This window comes from Sphingopyxis sp. (assembly GCF_036675685.1).
GTDB lineage: Bacteria > Pseudomonadota > Alphaproteobacteria > Sphingomonadales > Sphingomonadaceae > Sphingopyxis.
Genome location: NZ_JAKFEM010000032.1, coordinates 16,947 through 29,782, shown reverse-complemented (window position 1 = coordinate 29,782; position 12,836 = coordinate 16,947). Strand labels below are relative to the sequence as shown.

The window sequence follows — 12,836 nt, the reverse complement described above, 5'->3', positions numbered from 1 at the left end:
GCTCTATCGCGGCGCCAAGCCGGTGATGTGGTCGCCGGTCGAAAAGACCGCGCTCGCCGAGGCCGAGATCGAATATGAGGATATCGTCTCGACCCAGATCGACGTCGCGTTCGAGATCGTCGAGAGCCCGGTTCCCGAACTGGTCGGCGCGCATGCGGTCATCTGGACAACGACGCCGTGGACGATTCCGGTCAACCAGGCTTTGGCCTATGGGCCGGAGGTTGACTATGCCGTCTATTCCTGTGCGAGTTCTGAGGGCGAAGATTTCGGTCGATTTTTGATCGCGACTGAGCTTGTCGCTTCATGGCAGAAGCGAGCCGAGACAAATCTCAAGGCTGGCCTGCCGCAAGGTGCGACACTTTTGTGGAAGCAAGAAGGCTTTCATTTGGGTGAGGAATTGGCCGGCACCATCGCCCGCCACCCGATGCACCGTCTCGGTGGTTTCTTCGCACGCCCGCGCCCGTTCCTTGCAGGCGATTTCGTCACCACCGACAGCGGCACCGGTCTCGTCCATATGTCGCCCGACCATGGCGAAGACGACTTCGACCTGTGCAAGGCGAACGGCATCGACCCCGTCTTCGCGGTCGAGGGCGACGGCAAATATCGCGACGACTGGGGCTGGCTCGGCGGCCAGGGCTCGGTCATCAACCCCAAGTTCAACGCCCCCGACGGTCCGATCTGCGCCGACCTCAAGGAAGCCGGCGGGCTGCTCGCAGCCAGCGCCGACTACAAGCACAGTTACCCGCACAGCTGGCGCTCGAAAGCCAAGGTCATCTATCGCTGCACCCCGCAATGGTTCGTGCCGATGGACAAGGTGATGACGCATATCGAGCCCAAGACCCCGCGCGAAAAGCGCTGGGAGAATGAGGGCGGCGCGATCAACCCCGCCGAGGAGGATCTCTGCGCCGCGCCGACGCTGCGCCAAGCCGCGATGCAGGCGATCGACGACACGCGCTTCGTCCCCGAAAAGGGCCGCAACCGCATCGGATCGATGGTCAAGGACCGCCCCGACTGGGTGCTCAGCCGCCAGCGCGCGTGGGGCGTGCCGATCACCCTCTTCGTCGACCGCAAGACCGGCCACTATCTCAACGATCCGATCGTCAACGACCGCATCGTCGCGGCGGTGCGCGAGGGCGGCGTCGACGCGTGGAACGACGCGCGCGCGCAGGAATATCTTGGCGACGCCTATGACGCCGCCGATTACGAACGCATCGTCGACATTCTCGACGTCTGGTTCGATTCGGGCTGTACTCACGCTTTCGTCCTCGAAAGCGGCCGCTGGCCCGCGCTCGTCCGCCGCGACGGATCGACCCACAACGCCGACCTCTATCTCGAAGGCAGCGACCAGCATCGCGGCTGGTTCCAGTCGAGCCTGCTCGAAAGCTGCGGCACGCGCGGCCAGGCGCCGTACAAGGCGGTGCTGACGCACGGCTTCACCATGGACAGCAAGGGCTTCAAACAGTCGAAGTCGCTCGGCAACACGACCGATCCCGTCAAGGTGATGGAAACCAACGGCGCCGACATCATCCGCCTGTGGGCGCTCAGCGTCGACTTCACCGAGGACCATCGCATCGGCGACGAGATCCTGAAGGGGGTCGCCGACCAGTATCGCAAGCTGCGCAACAGCTTCCGCTACCTGCTCGGCGCGCTCGACGGGTTCAGCGAAGAGGAACGCGTCACCGACGTCGCGGCGATGCCCGAGCTCGAACGCTATATGCTGAGCCTGCTCGCCGACCTCGACGCGAAGCTGGCACAGGCGGTCGACGACTTCGACTACAACAGCTACACGCGCCTGCTCGCCGATTTCTGCAACGAGGATCTCTCGGCCTTCTATTTCGACATCCGCAAGGACGTCCTCTACTGCGACCTCGGCCCCGCCGCGCCGCTCGGCACCGACACGCGCCGCGCGTACCGCAGCGTACTCGACACGCTGTTTCATGCGCTCGTCCGCTACGCCGCGCCAGTGCTGGTGTTCACCAGCGAAGAGGTGTGGGGCACACGCTATCCGGATGCGGGCAGCGTGCATCTGCTGGAATGGCCCGTCCTTCCCGTGTTCGATCGGGATAAAAATCTCGTCGTCCGCAATACCGAGTTGCGCGAGTTGCGCAGCAAGGTAACCGAAGCGATCGAACCTCTACGCCGCGAAAAGACCGTTCGCTCCAGCCTTGAAGCTGAAGTCACGATGAGCGATCTCGAAACGATCCTGCGCGACGTCGAACCCGACCATCTGGCTGAAACCTTCATTTCAGGCACTGTGCATCTGGTTCCCGGCCATGAGGGAATTACGATCACCCCAACCGAAAACCACAAATGCGGCCGCTGCTGGCGCCACCTGCCCGAAGTCACCGAGGACGGCAGCTTGTGCAATCGCTGCGACACGGTATTGGACGCGGCATGACTGGAACTCGTTCGCCGCACCTCGGCTTCGGCCTGTTGATCGCGGCCGCCGCACTCATCCTCGACCAGCTCGTCAAATGGGTCGTCACCGTCCCGCTGTCGCTCGAGGCGAAGGGGGCGATCGAGATCGTCTCCTTCTTCGACCTGCGCTGGGCGATGAACTGCGGCATCTCGCTGTCGATGTTCGCGAGCTGCACCGACACGACGCGCTGGACGCTCGTCGCGGTCACCGCCGCGGTCGCGCTCGCCGTCGCCTTCTGGATGACGCGCGAGAAAGCACGCGGCGACGTGATCGCGCTTGCGATGATCCTCGGCGGCGCGCTCGGCAATATCGTCGACCGCGTGCGCTTCGGCTATGTCGTCGATTTCGCCGACCTGCATATCGGCGATTTCCGCCCCTTCATGATCTTCAACGTCGCCGATGCGTGCATCACGCTCGGCGTGCTTTTGCTGGTTGCGCGCGCGCTGCTCTTGGGCGAAAAGGCCCCAGCCGCGGACGGCCAGCCGTCTGCCGAGTAAACGGGGCGCATAGGAGAATTTTCAAGTGAACCGGACCACCGCCATCCTGGCAGCCTCGATACTTGCCACCACCCTGTCGGCCTGCGGGTCGAACAGCCTGTTCAGCCGCGACCGCCCCGACGAGATGATGGTGTCGCGTCAGGCGCCGCTCGTCGTGCCGCCCGATTATTCGCTGACCCCGCCCGCGCCCGGCACCGCGCGCCCCGGCGGCGAATCGACCGCGGAGCAGACGCTGCGCGCGCTGTTCGGCGGCCCCGCCCCGCGCAGCCCCAGCGAAGCCGCGGTGATCGGCAGCGCCGACGGCGCGCGCGCCGACCCCGGCATCCGCAGCCAGGTCGGCAGTCCCGACACGCAGGTCGTCGACAAGGGCCTCGTCACCCGCGACATCCTGGCGGCCCCCGAAGGCGACGGCCGCGACGCGAGCGCCGCAATTCCCGGCGCCTGAGCAACCGCTCGAAATTCAGTAAATCGACGGCCCGGCATCGCCCGGGCCGTTTTCTTTTGTCCCGCGCGGCAGCCATTCGTCGCCCCACGCCTTGATCGCGTCATAGGTCGGGCGCAGCGCCATGCCCGCCGGGGTCAGCCGATAGGCGGCGCGCTTGCCGTCGGGCGGCACGCGCTCCATCACCCCCGCCTCGACCAGCCAGCCGAGCCGCGAGGTCAGCGCCGCGCGCGAAATGTCGAGCCGCGCGATAAAATCCTCGAAGCGGTCAAACCCCAAAAATGCCTCGCGCAGGATCAGCAGCACCCAGCGATCGCCGAGCAGGCGCGACGCGCGGCCGACCGCGCACGGCGACCGCGATGGCGTATAATCCTTCATAGGTCTGGATTTAAGACTTGACGCCATAGGACGCAAGCAGCGATAATGTCTGCAATCCAGACCTATGAAGGATTCTCCCCGATGCGCGGCCACCAATTCGCCTCCAACGACGAAGCCGTCGCCTATATGAAAAGCGTCGCGGTCGACGCGTCGGGCTTCACCGCCTTTCTCGGGGTCGAACCGCTGCGCTGTTTCGGCGGCGAATCCGAACTGCTGCTCGCGCTACGCCCCGACATGACCCAGCATCACGGCTATGCGCATGGCGCGATCGTCGGGTTGATGGCCGACAACGCCTGCGCCTGGGCGGCGAGCAGCGTCGTCGGCGACGTCGTGACGGGCAGCTACACGATCAACTTCCTCGCCCCCGCAAAGGGCATCCGGCTCCGCGCGAAAGGCACCGTCATCAAGGCAGGCAAACGCCAGGCGATCGTCCGCGCCGATGTGTGGGCCGAAAGCGACGGCGAAGAACCGCAGCGCTGCGCGATCGCGCAGGCGACGATCGTCCCGGTCGCGGTCCATGCCCCCGCGGCGCCGGCGCCGCACGACGAAAGCATCTGCCACACCTGCGCCGCGATCGAGGCCGCGCATATATCCGACCCGGCGCGCGCCGACGCGTGACGCTCAGGCGAACATCAGCGAAATGAGGATGAAGGCCGCGAGCGCCTCGACCATCGCGCGCGAGGCATGGCCCGCGGCGCGCCAATAACCGATCCGCAGATGCTGCGCGAACCACAATATCTGCAAGCTGCCGAACCACAGCAGCGCAAAGATCAGCAGCGCAAAGCCGCCCAGAGCCGCCTCCGCCGCGGTCATCCGCATCAGGATCGACGCCCCCGTGATCATCATCGCAAACGGCGCGGTCGCATAGCATTGGCTATAGAAGGGCGCCTTCAGCGTATCGCGGTCGAGCTCGACGTGCCGACCGCGCACCAGCCGCGCCGCCATCACCAGCGGGAATATGCTGAAGAAAGCGACGCGCAGCAAGATCAGGCTCGAATCGTCGCTGATCAGTCCGCTGAGCCCGGTCTTGTCGATGACGGTGCTGCTTTCGCCGACGGTCGACAGCTCGATCCCGTGACTGATCGCGAGCGTCAGCATCAGGAACAGCGGCGGGCTTAACGTGTCGGTATATTGCTGGCCCGCCGCATCGCCGAGCTCGGCCTCCGAATAATCCATCATCTTGAGTGGCCGCGTCAGCGTCCGCCACAAAGTGACGGGGTAAAAGATCAGCCACGACATGATCTCGTAGAGCAGTTCGTCGAGCGACTGGATGAGTTTCAGGAAGTCCATGCCGCGCCCCTTTGCCCATGTATTTGCCCGTGAGGAAAGAAATGTCCACTCTGGCTCATTCGCTCCGTAGCAATCTTGTCGATCAATTGGGAATGCTATACAAGTATAGCAAAGGAGCATCGCCATGCTGGCTATTCGTCTCGACAAGGATCTGGAAGACCGGCTGGCCGCCGCCGCGAAGCGGTCGGGCCGCACGAAAACTGCGCTCGCTCGCAGGGCGATTGAGGAATATATCGAGGACCTTGAGGATATAGCGTTGCTCGAAGAGGCGCTGAACGACCCCGACGCAGGCAAGACAGTATCCCTAGAGCAGGTGCGGCGCGAGCTTGGCTTGGACGCTTGATTTCGATGCGGCGGCGCGGCGACAGCTTCGCAAGCCGCCGCGCGATGTCAGCGACCGCATCCTCATCGGCTTGCAGCAAATTTCCGCCCTCGACAATCCGCGTCAGCGCGGCAAGGCAATGGTCGGCGAACGAACGGGCTATTGGCGCTATCGCATTGGCGATTACCGCGTCATCGCGCGCATAGAAAACCGAAGGCTGGTGATTGTCGTAATCGCCATCGGCCATCGGCGCGAGGTTTATCGCTAAGCCCGCGCGCCCGCTTCCTCGACCCCCGCGCTGTTATGCCGCAGCGCCTTCAGGACGCAATCGACGATCTGCGGCGCGTTGAGCCCCGCCGCGTCATATTGCAGCTCGGGCTTGTCCTGATCCTGGAAGACGTCGGGCAGCCGCATCGTGCGCAGTTTCAGCCCCGCGTCGATCAGCCCCTCGTCGCTCGCCAGCGTCAGCACATGCGCGCCGAGGCCGCCGATGCTGCCTTCCTCGATCGTCACGCACACCTCGTGGCTCGCGAGCGTCTTGCGGATCAGTTCCTCGTCGAGCGGCTTGGCGAAGCGCAGATCGATCACGCTCGTCGACAGCCCGCGGGCTTCCAATATGTCGGCCGCCTTCTGCGCTTCCGCCAATCGCGTACCCAAGGAAAAGATCGCGACGGTCTTGCCGTGCCGCACGACGCGCCCCTTGCCGATCTCGAGCTTCACCGGAACCTCGGGCAGCGCAACCCCGGTGCCGTTGCCGCGCGGATAGCGGAAGGCGATCGGGCCATCGTCATATTCGGCGGCGGTATAGGTCATATGGACCAGCTCGGCCTCATCGGCCGCCGCCATCACGACCATGTTGGGCAGCGTCGCCAGATAGGTCACATCGAACGAGCCGGCATGCGTCGACCCGTCGGCACCGACCAGCCCCGCGCGGTCGATCGCGAAACGCACCGGCAGGTTCTGGATCGCGACATCGTGCACGACCTGGTCGTACGCGCGCTGGAGGAAGGTCGAATAGATCGCCGCGAACGGCCGCATCCCCTGCGCCGCCAAACCGGCCGCGAACGTCACCGCATGCTGTTCGGCAATGCCGACGTCGAAGGTGCGTGCCGGATGCGCTTTCGCGAATTTGTCGACCCCGGTCCCCGACGGCATCGCCGCGGTGATCGCGACGATGCGCTTGTCGGTTTCGGCGAGCTTCGCGAGCGTTTCGCCGAACACATTCTGGTACGCAGGCGGCCCCGGCGGCGCCTTGGCCTGCTCGCCGGTGATCACGTCGAACTTCTGGACGCCATGATATTTGTCGGCGGCCGCCTCGGCGGGGGCATAGCCCTTGCCCTTCATCGTCACCGCGTGGATCAGCACCGGGCCATGGTCGCTGTCGCGCACATTTTCGAGCACCGGGATCAGATGGTCGAGATTATGCCCGTCGATCGGCCCGACATAATAAAAGCCGAGCTCCTCGAACAAAGTCCCGCCCATCGCCATGCCGCGCGCGAACTCGTCGGTTTTCTTCGCCGCCTTGTGCAGCGGTTCGGGCAGCTTGCGCGCAAAGCGCCGCGCAATCTCGCGCAGCTCGATGAACGGTCGCGACGACACGAGCTTGGCGAGATAGGCCGAAAGTCCTCCCACAGGGGGGGCGATCGACATGTCATTGTCGTTGAGAATGACGATCAGCCGGTTGCCCGCCGCGGCGGCGTTGTTCATCGCCTCATAGGCCATGCCCGCCGACATCGACCCGTCGCCGATCACCGCGATCGCGCGACCGGGTTCGTCCTTCAGCTTGTTGGCGATCGCGAAGCCCAATGCGGCGCTGATCGAGGTCGACGAATGCGCCGCGCCGAACGGGTCATATTCGCTCTCGCTGCGCTTGGTGAAACCCGACAATCCGCCGCCGGTGCGCAACGTGCGGATCCTGTCGCGGCGCCCGGTGATGATCTTGTGCGGATAGCATTGGTGCCCGACGTCCCACACGATCTTGTCGCGCGGGGTGTCGAACACATAATGGAGCGCGGTGGTCAGCTCGACGACCCCCAGCCCCGATCCCAAATGGCCTCCGGTCGTCCCGACGGCCGAAATCATCTCGGCGCGCAATTCGTCGGCGAACTGGCGGAGGTCTTCGGGCTGAAGCTTGCGGAGGTCGGCGGGGACATCCACCGTGTCGAGCAGCGGCGTATGCGGACGATCGGTCATGCCGCCGTCATAAAGCTAAGCGCCGAAGCTGTCGAACGAAAAGGGGTGCGTGCGGGTCAGCGCACACCCGCCGGATTCCGGATATCCTCGGCGAGCTGCCAGCAACCGGCCGCGGGCCGGAAGGTCAGATAGCCGCCCGGCCCGGTCTTTTCGATCAGCGTCCCCGGCCCATCGCCTTCGCCGGGCTCGAAACGCCCCGGAACCCAGTCGACCCGCTGGTCGGTGCCCGACGTGCCGAAATCGACCTGGACATAGACGAGTTGGCGCGGATCGCCGCCCGGCGCCTCGAACGCCCGCGCCGATGCGGCGGTGACATAGCTGTAATCGATCATCACCACCGGGAAGTCGGCGGCGGCGAGGTAGCGGGCCGCCGGCACCGCGCGCGCATCGCCCGCCGCGCCCGAACGGACGTTCGGCGCGGTATAGCGTTCGCGCACCGCCCGGCTGTTGGCGAACGGCCACAAAAAGGCGGCAAATTCGCCGTTGCGGCACGCACTCTCGGCTTCGTCCAGAAAGAAGCGATCGCTTTCGCTGACCGCCTCGCCGGCCGCCGCAGCGCCCACCGGCACCAGCGCGCCCAAGGCCGCCGCGAGCGCCCAGCCGGCCCGCGTGTCAATTTTCGTCATCGCTATCATCCTCCTTGCCGGGCTCGGCATTCTTCGCCGCCCCGACCTGCGCATAGAGGCCGCGCACCATCAGGTCTGTGAACACCAGCATAACCCCGATCATCCCGACCAGCAGCGCGACCGCCGTCACCGGGAACGGCCCGATGCCGTCGATCATGCCGCGCCGCATCGCAAGCGCGAGCAGCGCCGCGGCGGCCATCAGCGCATAGCCGATCAGGCGCGGGACGCGGCTCATGCCGCCGCCTGCGTCCGCGGCGCAGGCTCCGGTCGGGACTCTTGATCGGAACCAAAGACGATGCGGCCGGGTATGAAAGCGAAGACAAATTGGTGCATGAAAAGCACGATGATGGCAAAACCGCCCTTCGGCAAGACGAAGTCTTTGCAATATCAAGACGATCACCTAAACCCCCGGGCCAGAGGGGCAAGACCATAGAAGAACATAGGATGCTTATGCCCGATTTGACGCTGCTTTCCCGAATGGCTCATCCGCTGCGTTCGATCCCTTTCCTCGCCACGCTCGCCATCGCCGGCTTGGCCGCCGCGCCCGCCGCGGCCGAGAATGCCCCGTTGCCCTATGAATTGACCGAAACAACCGATACCGCGCTGGCGACCGGCAGCGAGCAGGGCGATGAGCGGGTAAGCCACTATCTCCAGGACAGCGGCAACATCGACGAAAATATCCTGCTCCCCGCCGCGCGCGACGATGATGATTCCGACCGCAAATATTCGCGCGACTATATCGCGATCGCCGCGGGCGTCCTCAACACGCCCGATTATAACGGCTCCGACGATCGCCGCTTCCTGCCCGCCTTTTACCTGCGCGGCCGGATCAGCGGCTTTTCCTTTTCAACCCGCGGCACCAATTTCCAGGTCGACCTGATCCGCCATCGCCGCGGGCAGAAGACCGACTTCAAATTCGGCCCGATCATCAGCCTGCGCGGCGACCGCACCGGCAGCGTCAAGGACCCGCGGGTCGACGCGCTGCCCGACCGGAAGATGGCGGTCGAAATGGGCCTCTTCACCGGGGTCACCAAAACCGGCGTCATCACCAGCGCGTACGACCAGCTCGGCTTCCGCCTCGTCGCGACCAAGGATGTGTCGGGCAAGCACGGCAGCTGGGCCGCCTCGCCGACGATCGATTATGGCACCCCGCTGTCGAAGCGCGCCTATATCGGCGTGTCGGCGTCGGTGAATTTCTATGGCAAGGGCTTTGGCCGCTATTATTTCGACATCGACCCGCTGGGCAGCGCGGCAAGCGGCCTGCCCGTCTACAGCGGCGCTGGGCGCAAGGCGACCGCGGGAAAATATACGCTGGGGATCGCGGGGGCCTATGGGCTCTCGGGCGACCTTCGCAAAGGCTTCGTGCTGATCGGCGGCGCGCAATATGGCCGCCTCCTCTCGCGCTTCGCCGATTCGCCGATCGTGTCGGAGGCCGGCAGCGCCGACCAGTGGCTCTTCGGCGGCGGTCTCGCCTACCAGTTCTGACCGGTAGCGACCGAAACTAGTCGTCGCCCCCGCGAAGGCGGGGGCCGCTGGAGATGTAGCGTAAGGCCCATGGCGGCCCCCCGCCTTCGCGGGGGCGACGGATTTTTTGAACGTCCGCTCCCCCGCCTCAAAGCCCCCATCCGCCAAGCTCAAACCAGCCCCGCCATCCGCATCCGCTGCTTGATCGCCGCAATGAACAGACGAACCGCGGGCAGGCCCGCACGCGACGGCTCGAACAGCAAATGCACCGGCAGCGCGGGCGGCTGTTCATCGGACAGCAGCGCGATCAGCCGCCCCGTGTCGAGCGCTTCGGCAAGCTGGTAGCTCAGCAGATTGGCGATGCCGAGTCCCGCCTCGGCTGCCGCCAATGCTCCATCGACGGTGTTCAGCACCAACCGCGGCCTCGGACCGAGCCGCCACCGCGCGCTCGCCAGCTGCCACTCGTTCGTCGCGCGGGGCCCCATCGTGCCGATCAGGTCGTGGCCGGCAAGGTCGGCGACCGCCTGCGGGGCGCCACGGCGCGCCAGATAGGCCGGGCTCGCGACGAGCATCTGCTGTACCGCGCCGATCCGCACCGCCTTCAATCCCGAATCGGCGAGCGGGCCGACGCGCAGCGCGACGTCGATCCCTTCCTCGACGATGCGGACATTGCGATCGATCAGCATCATGCGCACCGCCAGCTCGCGATGCTGCGCCATCAGGTCGCCGACAACCGGCAGCACATGCAGCCGCCCGAACATCACCGGCGCGGTCAGGTACAGCTGCCCGCGCGGTTCGGCCTCGGCGCCGCGCACCGCACGCTCGGCGCCCGCAAGATCGGCGAGGATGCGGCGTGCCTCGCCCAGGAACGCCGCCCCCGCGTCGGTCAGTGCCACCGCGCGCGTCGAACGGAGGAAGAGGCTCGTCCCCAGCCGCGCCTCGAGCGCCGCGATCCCGCGCGTGACCGCGGGCGGCGAACTGCCGAGTTTGCGCGCCGCCGCAGCAAAGCCGCCCTCGCTCGCGACTGCGACGAACATTTCCAACGTCTGCAGGCGATCCATAATTATTCCACTTATCGGAATTAACTGGTTTAATATTCACTCATTATCACTATCAGCGCAACGACCTAAATCGCTGTGCGAAAGGAAGCGATGATGGCGCAGAATTACCGGCACACGCTTTTCAGCGACGCCGTGAAGGCATTGCAGGAACGCCACGGATCGCGCGCCTCCTATGTCAAGCTCGACGCCGGCGCCGACGGCACCCCCGACCGGCTGACCGCCAAGGAACTCGGCTTCATCGCGCTGCGCGACAGCTTTTACATCGCCAGCGTCACCGCCGACGGCTGGCCCTATATGCAGCATCGCGGCGGCCCCGCAGGCTTCCTCCGCCACATCGAGGGCAATCGCATCGGCTTCGCCGACTATCGCGGCAACCGCCAATATATCAGCACCGCCAACCTCGCGGGCAACGATCGCGTCTCGCTGTTCCTGATGGATTATCCGAACAAGGACCGGCTGAAGCTCGTCGGCCATGCGCACAGCGTCGAGCTCGCCGACGATCCGGCCGCCGTCACGTCGCTGATGCCCGAGGGGTATCGCGCGATCCCCGAGCGCGCTTTCTTCATCGATGTGATCGGCTGGGAATGGAATTGTTCGCAGCACATCACCCCGCGCTTCACCGAAGCCGAAATTTCCGCCGCGATCAAGCCGATGGCGGCCGAACTGGCCCGGCTGCGCGCCGAAGTCGCAGCACTCCAAGCCCAGCTTTCGGGAGAATGACGATGATCCAGCTTTACGGCTCGCCCCTGTCGGGCAACACGCACAAGGTCCGCATGGCGCTCGCCTTTCTCGGCCTGCCCTGGGACGAGCGATTGACCGATGCCGCGGCGCGCCGGTCCGACAGTTTCGCCGCGCTCACCCCGATGCGTCAGATCCCGCTGTTCGTCGATGGCGCTTTCACGCTGCGCGACAGCCAGGCGATCCTCGCCTTCCTCGCGGCGCGCCACCGGCCGGGCGACTGGGACGGCGCGGCGCCCGAAGAGCGCGGCGAAATTGCCGTCTGGCTGTCGCACGCCGCCAACGAGATCGCGAACGGCCCCGCCACGCTCCGGCTCGCGCGCAAGTTCGACGTCCCGATCGCCGAGGACCATGCCGCCGCGATCACCGCGCGCATCCTGCCGGTGGTCGAGGCGCATCTCGAACGCCGTGACTGGCTTGTCGGGGACCGGCTGACCATCGCCGACCTTGCGGCGAGCCCCTATCTCGCGCTTGTCGAGGATGCGGGCATCGACGCCGCTGCCTGGCCGGCGATCCACGCATGGACCCACCGGATCGCCGCGCTGCCCGACTTTCCCGCCATGCCGGGATGGCCGGCAGAGCGGGTCGCAATCGAAGGAGCCGCATGATGCCTTACGTCAATATCAGGATCACACGCGAGGGCGCGAGCGCCGGGCAGAAAGCCGAACTGATCGCCGGGGTCACCGCGCTGCTCCAGCGCGTGCTCGGCAAGAATCCGGCGACCACCGTCGTCACCATCGACGAGGTGGATTTCGAAAATTGGGGGATCGGCGGGCTCCCCGTCCTCGAATATCGTGCTGCTCAGGCCGCCAAGGAGCAGCCCCGATGACCGCCCATAATGCCGCGCCCGCCTTTGCCACGATCATGCTGCTGACCGGCATCGGCATCCCGATCCTCGCCGCGCTCAATTCGGGGCTCGGCGCGCGGCTCGGCAGTCCGATGGCGGCGTGTGTCATCCTGTTCGGCATCGCGCTCCTGATCGCCTTCGCGGGCGCGCTCGTGACCGGCACGCTGGGCCATGTCAAACCCTCGTCCGACATCCCCTTCCATTTCTATTTCGGCGCGCTGTTCATGGCTTTCTATGTCATCGCGGTGACCTTCATCGCGCCGCGCTTCGGGGTCGGCAACGCGATCTTCTTCGTGCTCGTCGGCCAGCTGATCAGCGCCGCGGCGATCGACCATTTCGGCCTGTTCGGCGCCGTGCAATTCCCGATCGATACCAAGCGTATCGCCGGGATCGCGCTGATGGTCGCGGGGGTCTATCTGGCAAGGCGGACGGGCTAACGCCTCTCCACCACCCTCGTCATTCCCGCTTTCGCGGGAACACCGATGTTATAACTCGCTGGAGCTAATCATTTGAGCCTTCATGGCGATTCGAGAATCGGCCGCTTGGCGCCCTAATCTGC

Annotated in this window: 17 protein-coding genes; 11 read left to right on the top strand and 6 right to left on the bottom strand. The window is 65.5% G+C overall.

The annotated features are described in order from the left end of the window. The 3 genes from V6M50_RS14070 to V6M50_RS14060 form a co-directional block, all read left to right on the top strand. Positions 1-2,398: isoleucine--tRNA ligase (locus tag V6M50_RS14070; RefSeq protein WP_332819196.1), on the top strand; the 2,398-nt coding region annotated here is incomplete at its 5' end. After that, complete coding sequence (lspA, locus tag V6M50_RS14065; protein ID WP_332819195.1) at positions 2,395-2,916, top strand: signal peptidase II; 522 nt, start codon at positions 2,395-2,397, stop codon at positions 2,914-2,916. The genes V6M50_RS14070 and lspA, both read left to right, overlap by 4 nt. Before the next feature lie 25 nt (positions 2,917-2,941). After that, on the top strand, positions 2,942-3,361 hold the full coding sequence (locus tag V6M50_RS14060; protein ID WP_332819194.1) for a DUF3035 domain-containing protein: 420 nt from the start codon (positions 2,942-2,944) through the stop codon (positions 3,359-3,361). A 15-nt stretch (positions 3,362-3,376) separates the two neighbouring features. Here the strand turns inward: V6M50_RS14060 and V6M50_RS14055 are convergent, their stop codons facing one another. Continuing rightward, on the bottom strand, positions 3,377-3,736 hold the full coding sequence (locus tag V6M50_RS14055) for a winged helix-turn-helix transcriptional regulator (RefSeq protein WP_332819193.1): 360 nt from the start codon (positions 3,734-3,736) through the stop codon (positions 3,377-3,379). Between the two features lie 45 nt (positions 3,737-3,781). Between V6M50_RS14055 and V6M50_RS14050 the strand changes: the two genes are divergently transcribed. Next, positions 3,782-4,354 carry a PaaI family thioesterase gene (locus tag V6M50_RS14050; RefSeq protein ID WP_332819192.1) on the top strand — a complete coding sequence of 191 codons (573 nt, stop codon included), beginning with the start codon at positions 3,782-3,784 and terminating at the stop codon, positions 4,352-4,354. 3 nt (positions 4,355-4,357) lie between these two features. Here the strand turns inward: V6M50_RS14050 and V6M50_RS14045 are convergent, their stop codons facing one another. Further along, on the bottom strand, positions 4,358-5,026 hold the full coding sequence (locus V6M50_RS14045) for a hypothetical protein (protein WP_332819191.1): 669 nt from the start codon (positions 5,024-5,026) through the stop codon (positions 4,358-4,360). Between the two features lie 124 nt (positions 5,027-5,150). Here V6M50_RS14045 and relB point away from each other — a divergent pair, with 124 nt between their 5' ends. Continuing rightward, on the top strand, positions 5,151-5,369 hold the full coding sequence (gene relB, locus V6M50_RS14040; RefSeq protein ID WP_332819190.1) for a type II toxin-antitoxin system RelB family antitoxin: 219 nt from the start codon (positions 5,151-5,153) through the stop codon (positions 5,367-5,369). Then, on the top strand, positions 5,353-5,616 hold the full coding sequence (locus V6M50_RS14035) for a type II toxin-antitoxin system RelE family toxin (RefSeq protein ID WP_332819189.1): 264 nt from the start codon (positions 5,353-5,355) through the stop codon (positions 5,614-5,616). Before relB ends, V6M50_RS14035 begins: the two co-directional genes overlap by 17 nt. On the opposite strand, the gene dxs is transcribed toward V6M50_RS14035, so the two are convergent. From dxs to V6M50_RS14020, 3 genes are read right to left on the bottom strand one after another with little or no spacing between them, the layout of a single operon-like run. Continuing rightward, on the bottom strand, positions 5,613-7,541 hold the full coding sequence (dxs, locus tag V6M50_RS14030; RefSeq protein ID WP_332819188.1) for a 1-deoxy-D-xylulose-5-phosphate synthase: 1,929 nt from the start codon (positions 7,539-7,541) through the stop codon (positions 5,613-5,615). The genes V6M50_RS14035 and dxs overlap by 4 nt on opposite strands. Before the next feature lie 56 nt (positions 7,542-7,597). Further along, on the bottom strand, positions 7,598-8,167 hold the full coding sequence (locus V6M50_RS14025) for a hypothetical protein (protein ID WP_332819187.1): 570 nt from the start codon (positions 8,165-8,167) through the stop codon (positions 7,598-7,600). Then, entirely contained in the window at positions 8,154-8,402 is a 249-nt protein-coding gene (locus V6M50_RS14020; RefSeq protein WP_332819186.1) for a hypothetical protein, read from the bottom strand. The genes V6M50_RS14025 and V6M50_RS14020 overlap by 14 nt, the downstream gene beginning before the upstream one ends. 242 nt (positions 8,403-8,644) lie before the next feature. Here V6M50_RS14020 and V6M50_RS14015 point away from each other — a divergent pair, with 242 nt between their 5' ends. After that, a complete protein-coding gene (locus V6M50_RS14015; RefSeq protein ID WP_332819185.1) occupies positions 8,645-9,652 on the top strand; it encodes a MipA/OmpV family protein in 1,008 nt (335 codons plus the stop codon). Positions 9,653-9,801: 149 nt separating this feature from the next. On the opposite strand, the gene V6M50_RS14010 is transcribed toward V6M50_RS14015, so the two are convergent. After that, positions 9,802-10,692, bottom strand: coding sequence for a LysR family transcriptional regulator (locus V6M50_RS14010; RefSeq protein WP_332819184.1), 891 nt, complete (start codon positions 10,690-10,692; stop codon positions 9,802-9,804). A gap of 90 nt (positions 10,693-10,782) precedes the next feature. On the opposite strand from V6M50_RS14010, the gene V6M50_RS14005 reads away from it, so the two are divergent. The 4 genes from V6M50_RS14005 to V6M50_RS13990 are packed head-to-tail and all read left to right on the top strand — an operon-like array spanning position 10,783 to position 12,714. Then, positions 10,783-11,412 carry a pyridoxamine 5'-phosphate oxidase family protein gene (locus V6M50_RS14005; RefSeq protein ID WP_332819183.1) on the top strand — a complete coding sequence of 210 codons (630 nt, stop codon included), beginning with the start codon at positions 10,783-10,785 and terminating at the stop codon, positions 11,410-11,412. Then, positions 11,409-12,038 carry a glutathione S-transferase family protein gene (locus tag V6M50_RS14000; RefSeq protein WP_332819182.1) on the top strand — a complete coding sequence of 210 codons (630 nt, stop codon included), beginning with the start codon at positions 11,409-11,411 and terminating at the stop codon, positions 12,036-12,038. The genes V6M50_RS14005 and V6M50_RS14000 overlap by 4 nt, the downstream gene beginning before the upstream one ends. Then, on the top strand, positions 12,035-12,259 hold the full coding sequence (locus V6M50_RS13995; protein WP_332819181.1) for a tautomerase family protein: 225 nt from the start codon (positions 12,035-12,037) through the stop codon (positions 12,257-12,259). Before V6M50_RS14000 ends, V6M50_RS13995 begins: the two co-directional genes overlap by 4 nt. After that, positions 12,256-12,714, top strand: a complete 459-nt coding sequence (locus V6M50_RS13990; protein ID WP_332819180.1) for a DMT family transporter — start codon at positions 12,256-12,258, stop codon at positions 12,712-12,714. The genes V6M50_RS13995 and V6M50_RS13990 overlap by 4 nt, the downstream gene beginning before the upstream one ends. Positions 12,715-12,836 lie beyond the last annotated feature (122 nt).

Coding starts and splice junctions, on each gene's coding strand:
- lspA (WP_332819195.1), top strand. CDS start 2,395: ATGACTGGAACTCGTTCGCCGCACCTCGGCTTCGGCCTGTTGATCGCG.
- V6M50_RS14055 (WP_332819193.1), bottom strand. CDS start 3,736: ATGAAGGATTATACGCCATCGCGGTCGCCGTGCGCGGTCGGCCGCGCG.
- V6M50_RS14050 (WP_332819192.1), top strand. CDS start 3,782: ATGTCTGCAATCCAGACCTATGAAGGATTCTCCCCGATGCGCGGCCAC.
- V6M50_RS14045 (WP_332819191.1), bottom strand. CDS start 5,026: ATGGACTTCCTGAAACTCATCCAGTCGCTCGACGAACTGCTCTACGAG.
- relB (WP_332819190.1), top strand. CDS start 5,151: ATGCTGGCTATTCGTCTCGACAAGGATCTGGAAGACCGGCTGGCCGCC.
- dxs (WP_332819188.1), bottom strand. CDS start 7,541: ATGACCGATCGTCCGCATACGCCGCTGCTCGACACGGTGGATGTCCCC.
- V6M50_RS14025 (WP_332819187.1), bottom strand. CDS start 8,167: ATGACGAAAATTGACACGCGGGCCGGCTGGGCGCTCGCGGCGGCCTTG.
- V6M50_RS14020 (WP_332819186.1), bottom strand. CDS start 8,402: ATGAGCCGCGTCCCGCGCCTGATCGGCTATGCGCTGATGGCCGCCGCG.
- V6M50_RS14015 (WP_332819185.1), top strand. CDS start 8,645: ATGGCTCATCCGCTGCGTTCGATCCCTTTCCTCGCCACGCTCGCCATC.
- V6M50_RS14010 (WP_332819184.1), bottom strand. CDS start 10,692: ATGGATCGCCTGCAGACGTTGGAAATGTTCGTCGCAGTCGCGAGCGAG.
- V6M50_RS14005 (WP_332819183.1), top strand. CDS start 10,783: ATGATGGCGCAGAATTACCGGCACACGCTTTTCAGCGACGCCGTGAAG.
- V6M50_RS14000 (WP_332819182.1), top strand. CDS start 11,409: ATGACGATGATCCAGCTTTACGGCTCGCCCCTGTCGGGCAACACGCAC.
- V6M50_RS13995 (WP_332819181.1), top strand. CDS start 12,035: ATGATGCCTTACGTCAATATCAGGATCACACGCGAGGGCGCGAGCGCC.
- V6M50_RS13990 (WP_332819180.1), top strand. CDS start 12,256: ATGACCGCCCATAATGCCGCGCCCGCCTTTGCCACGATCATGCTGCTG.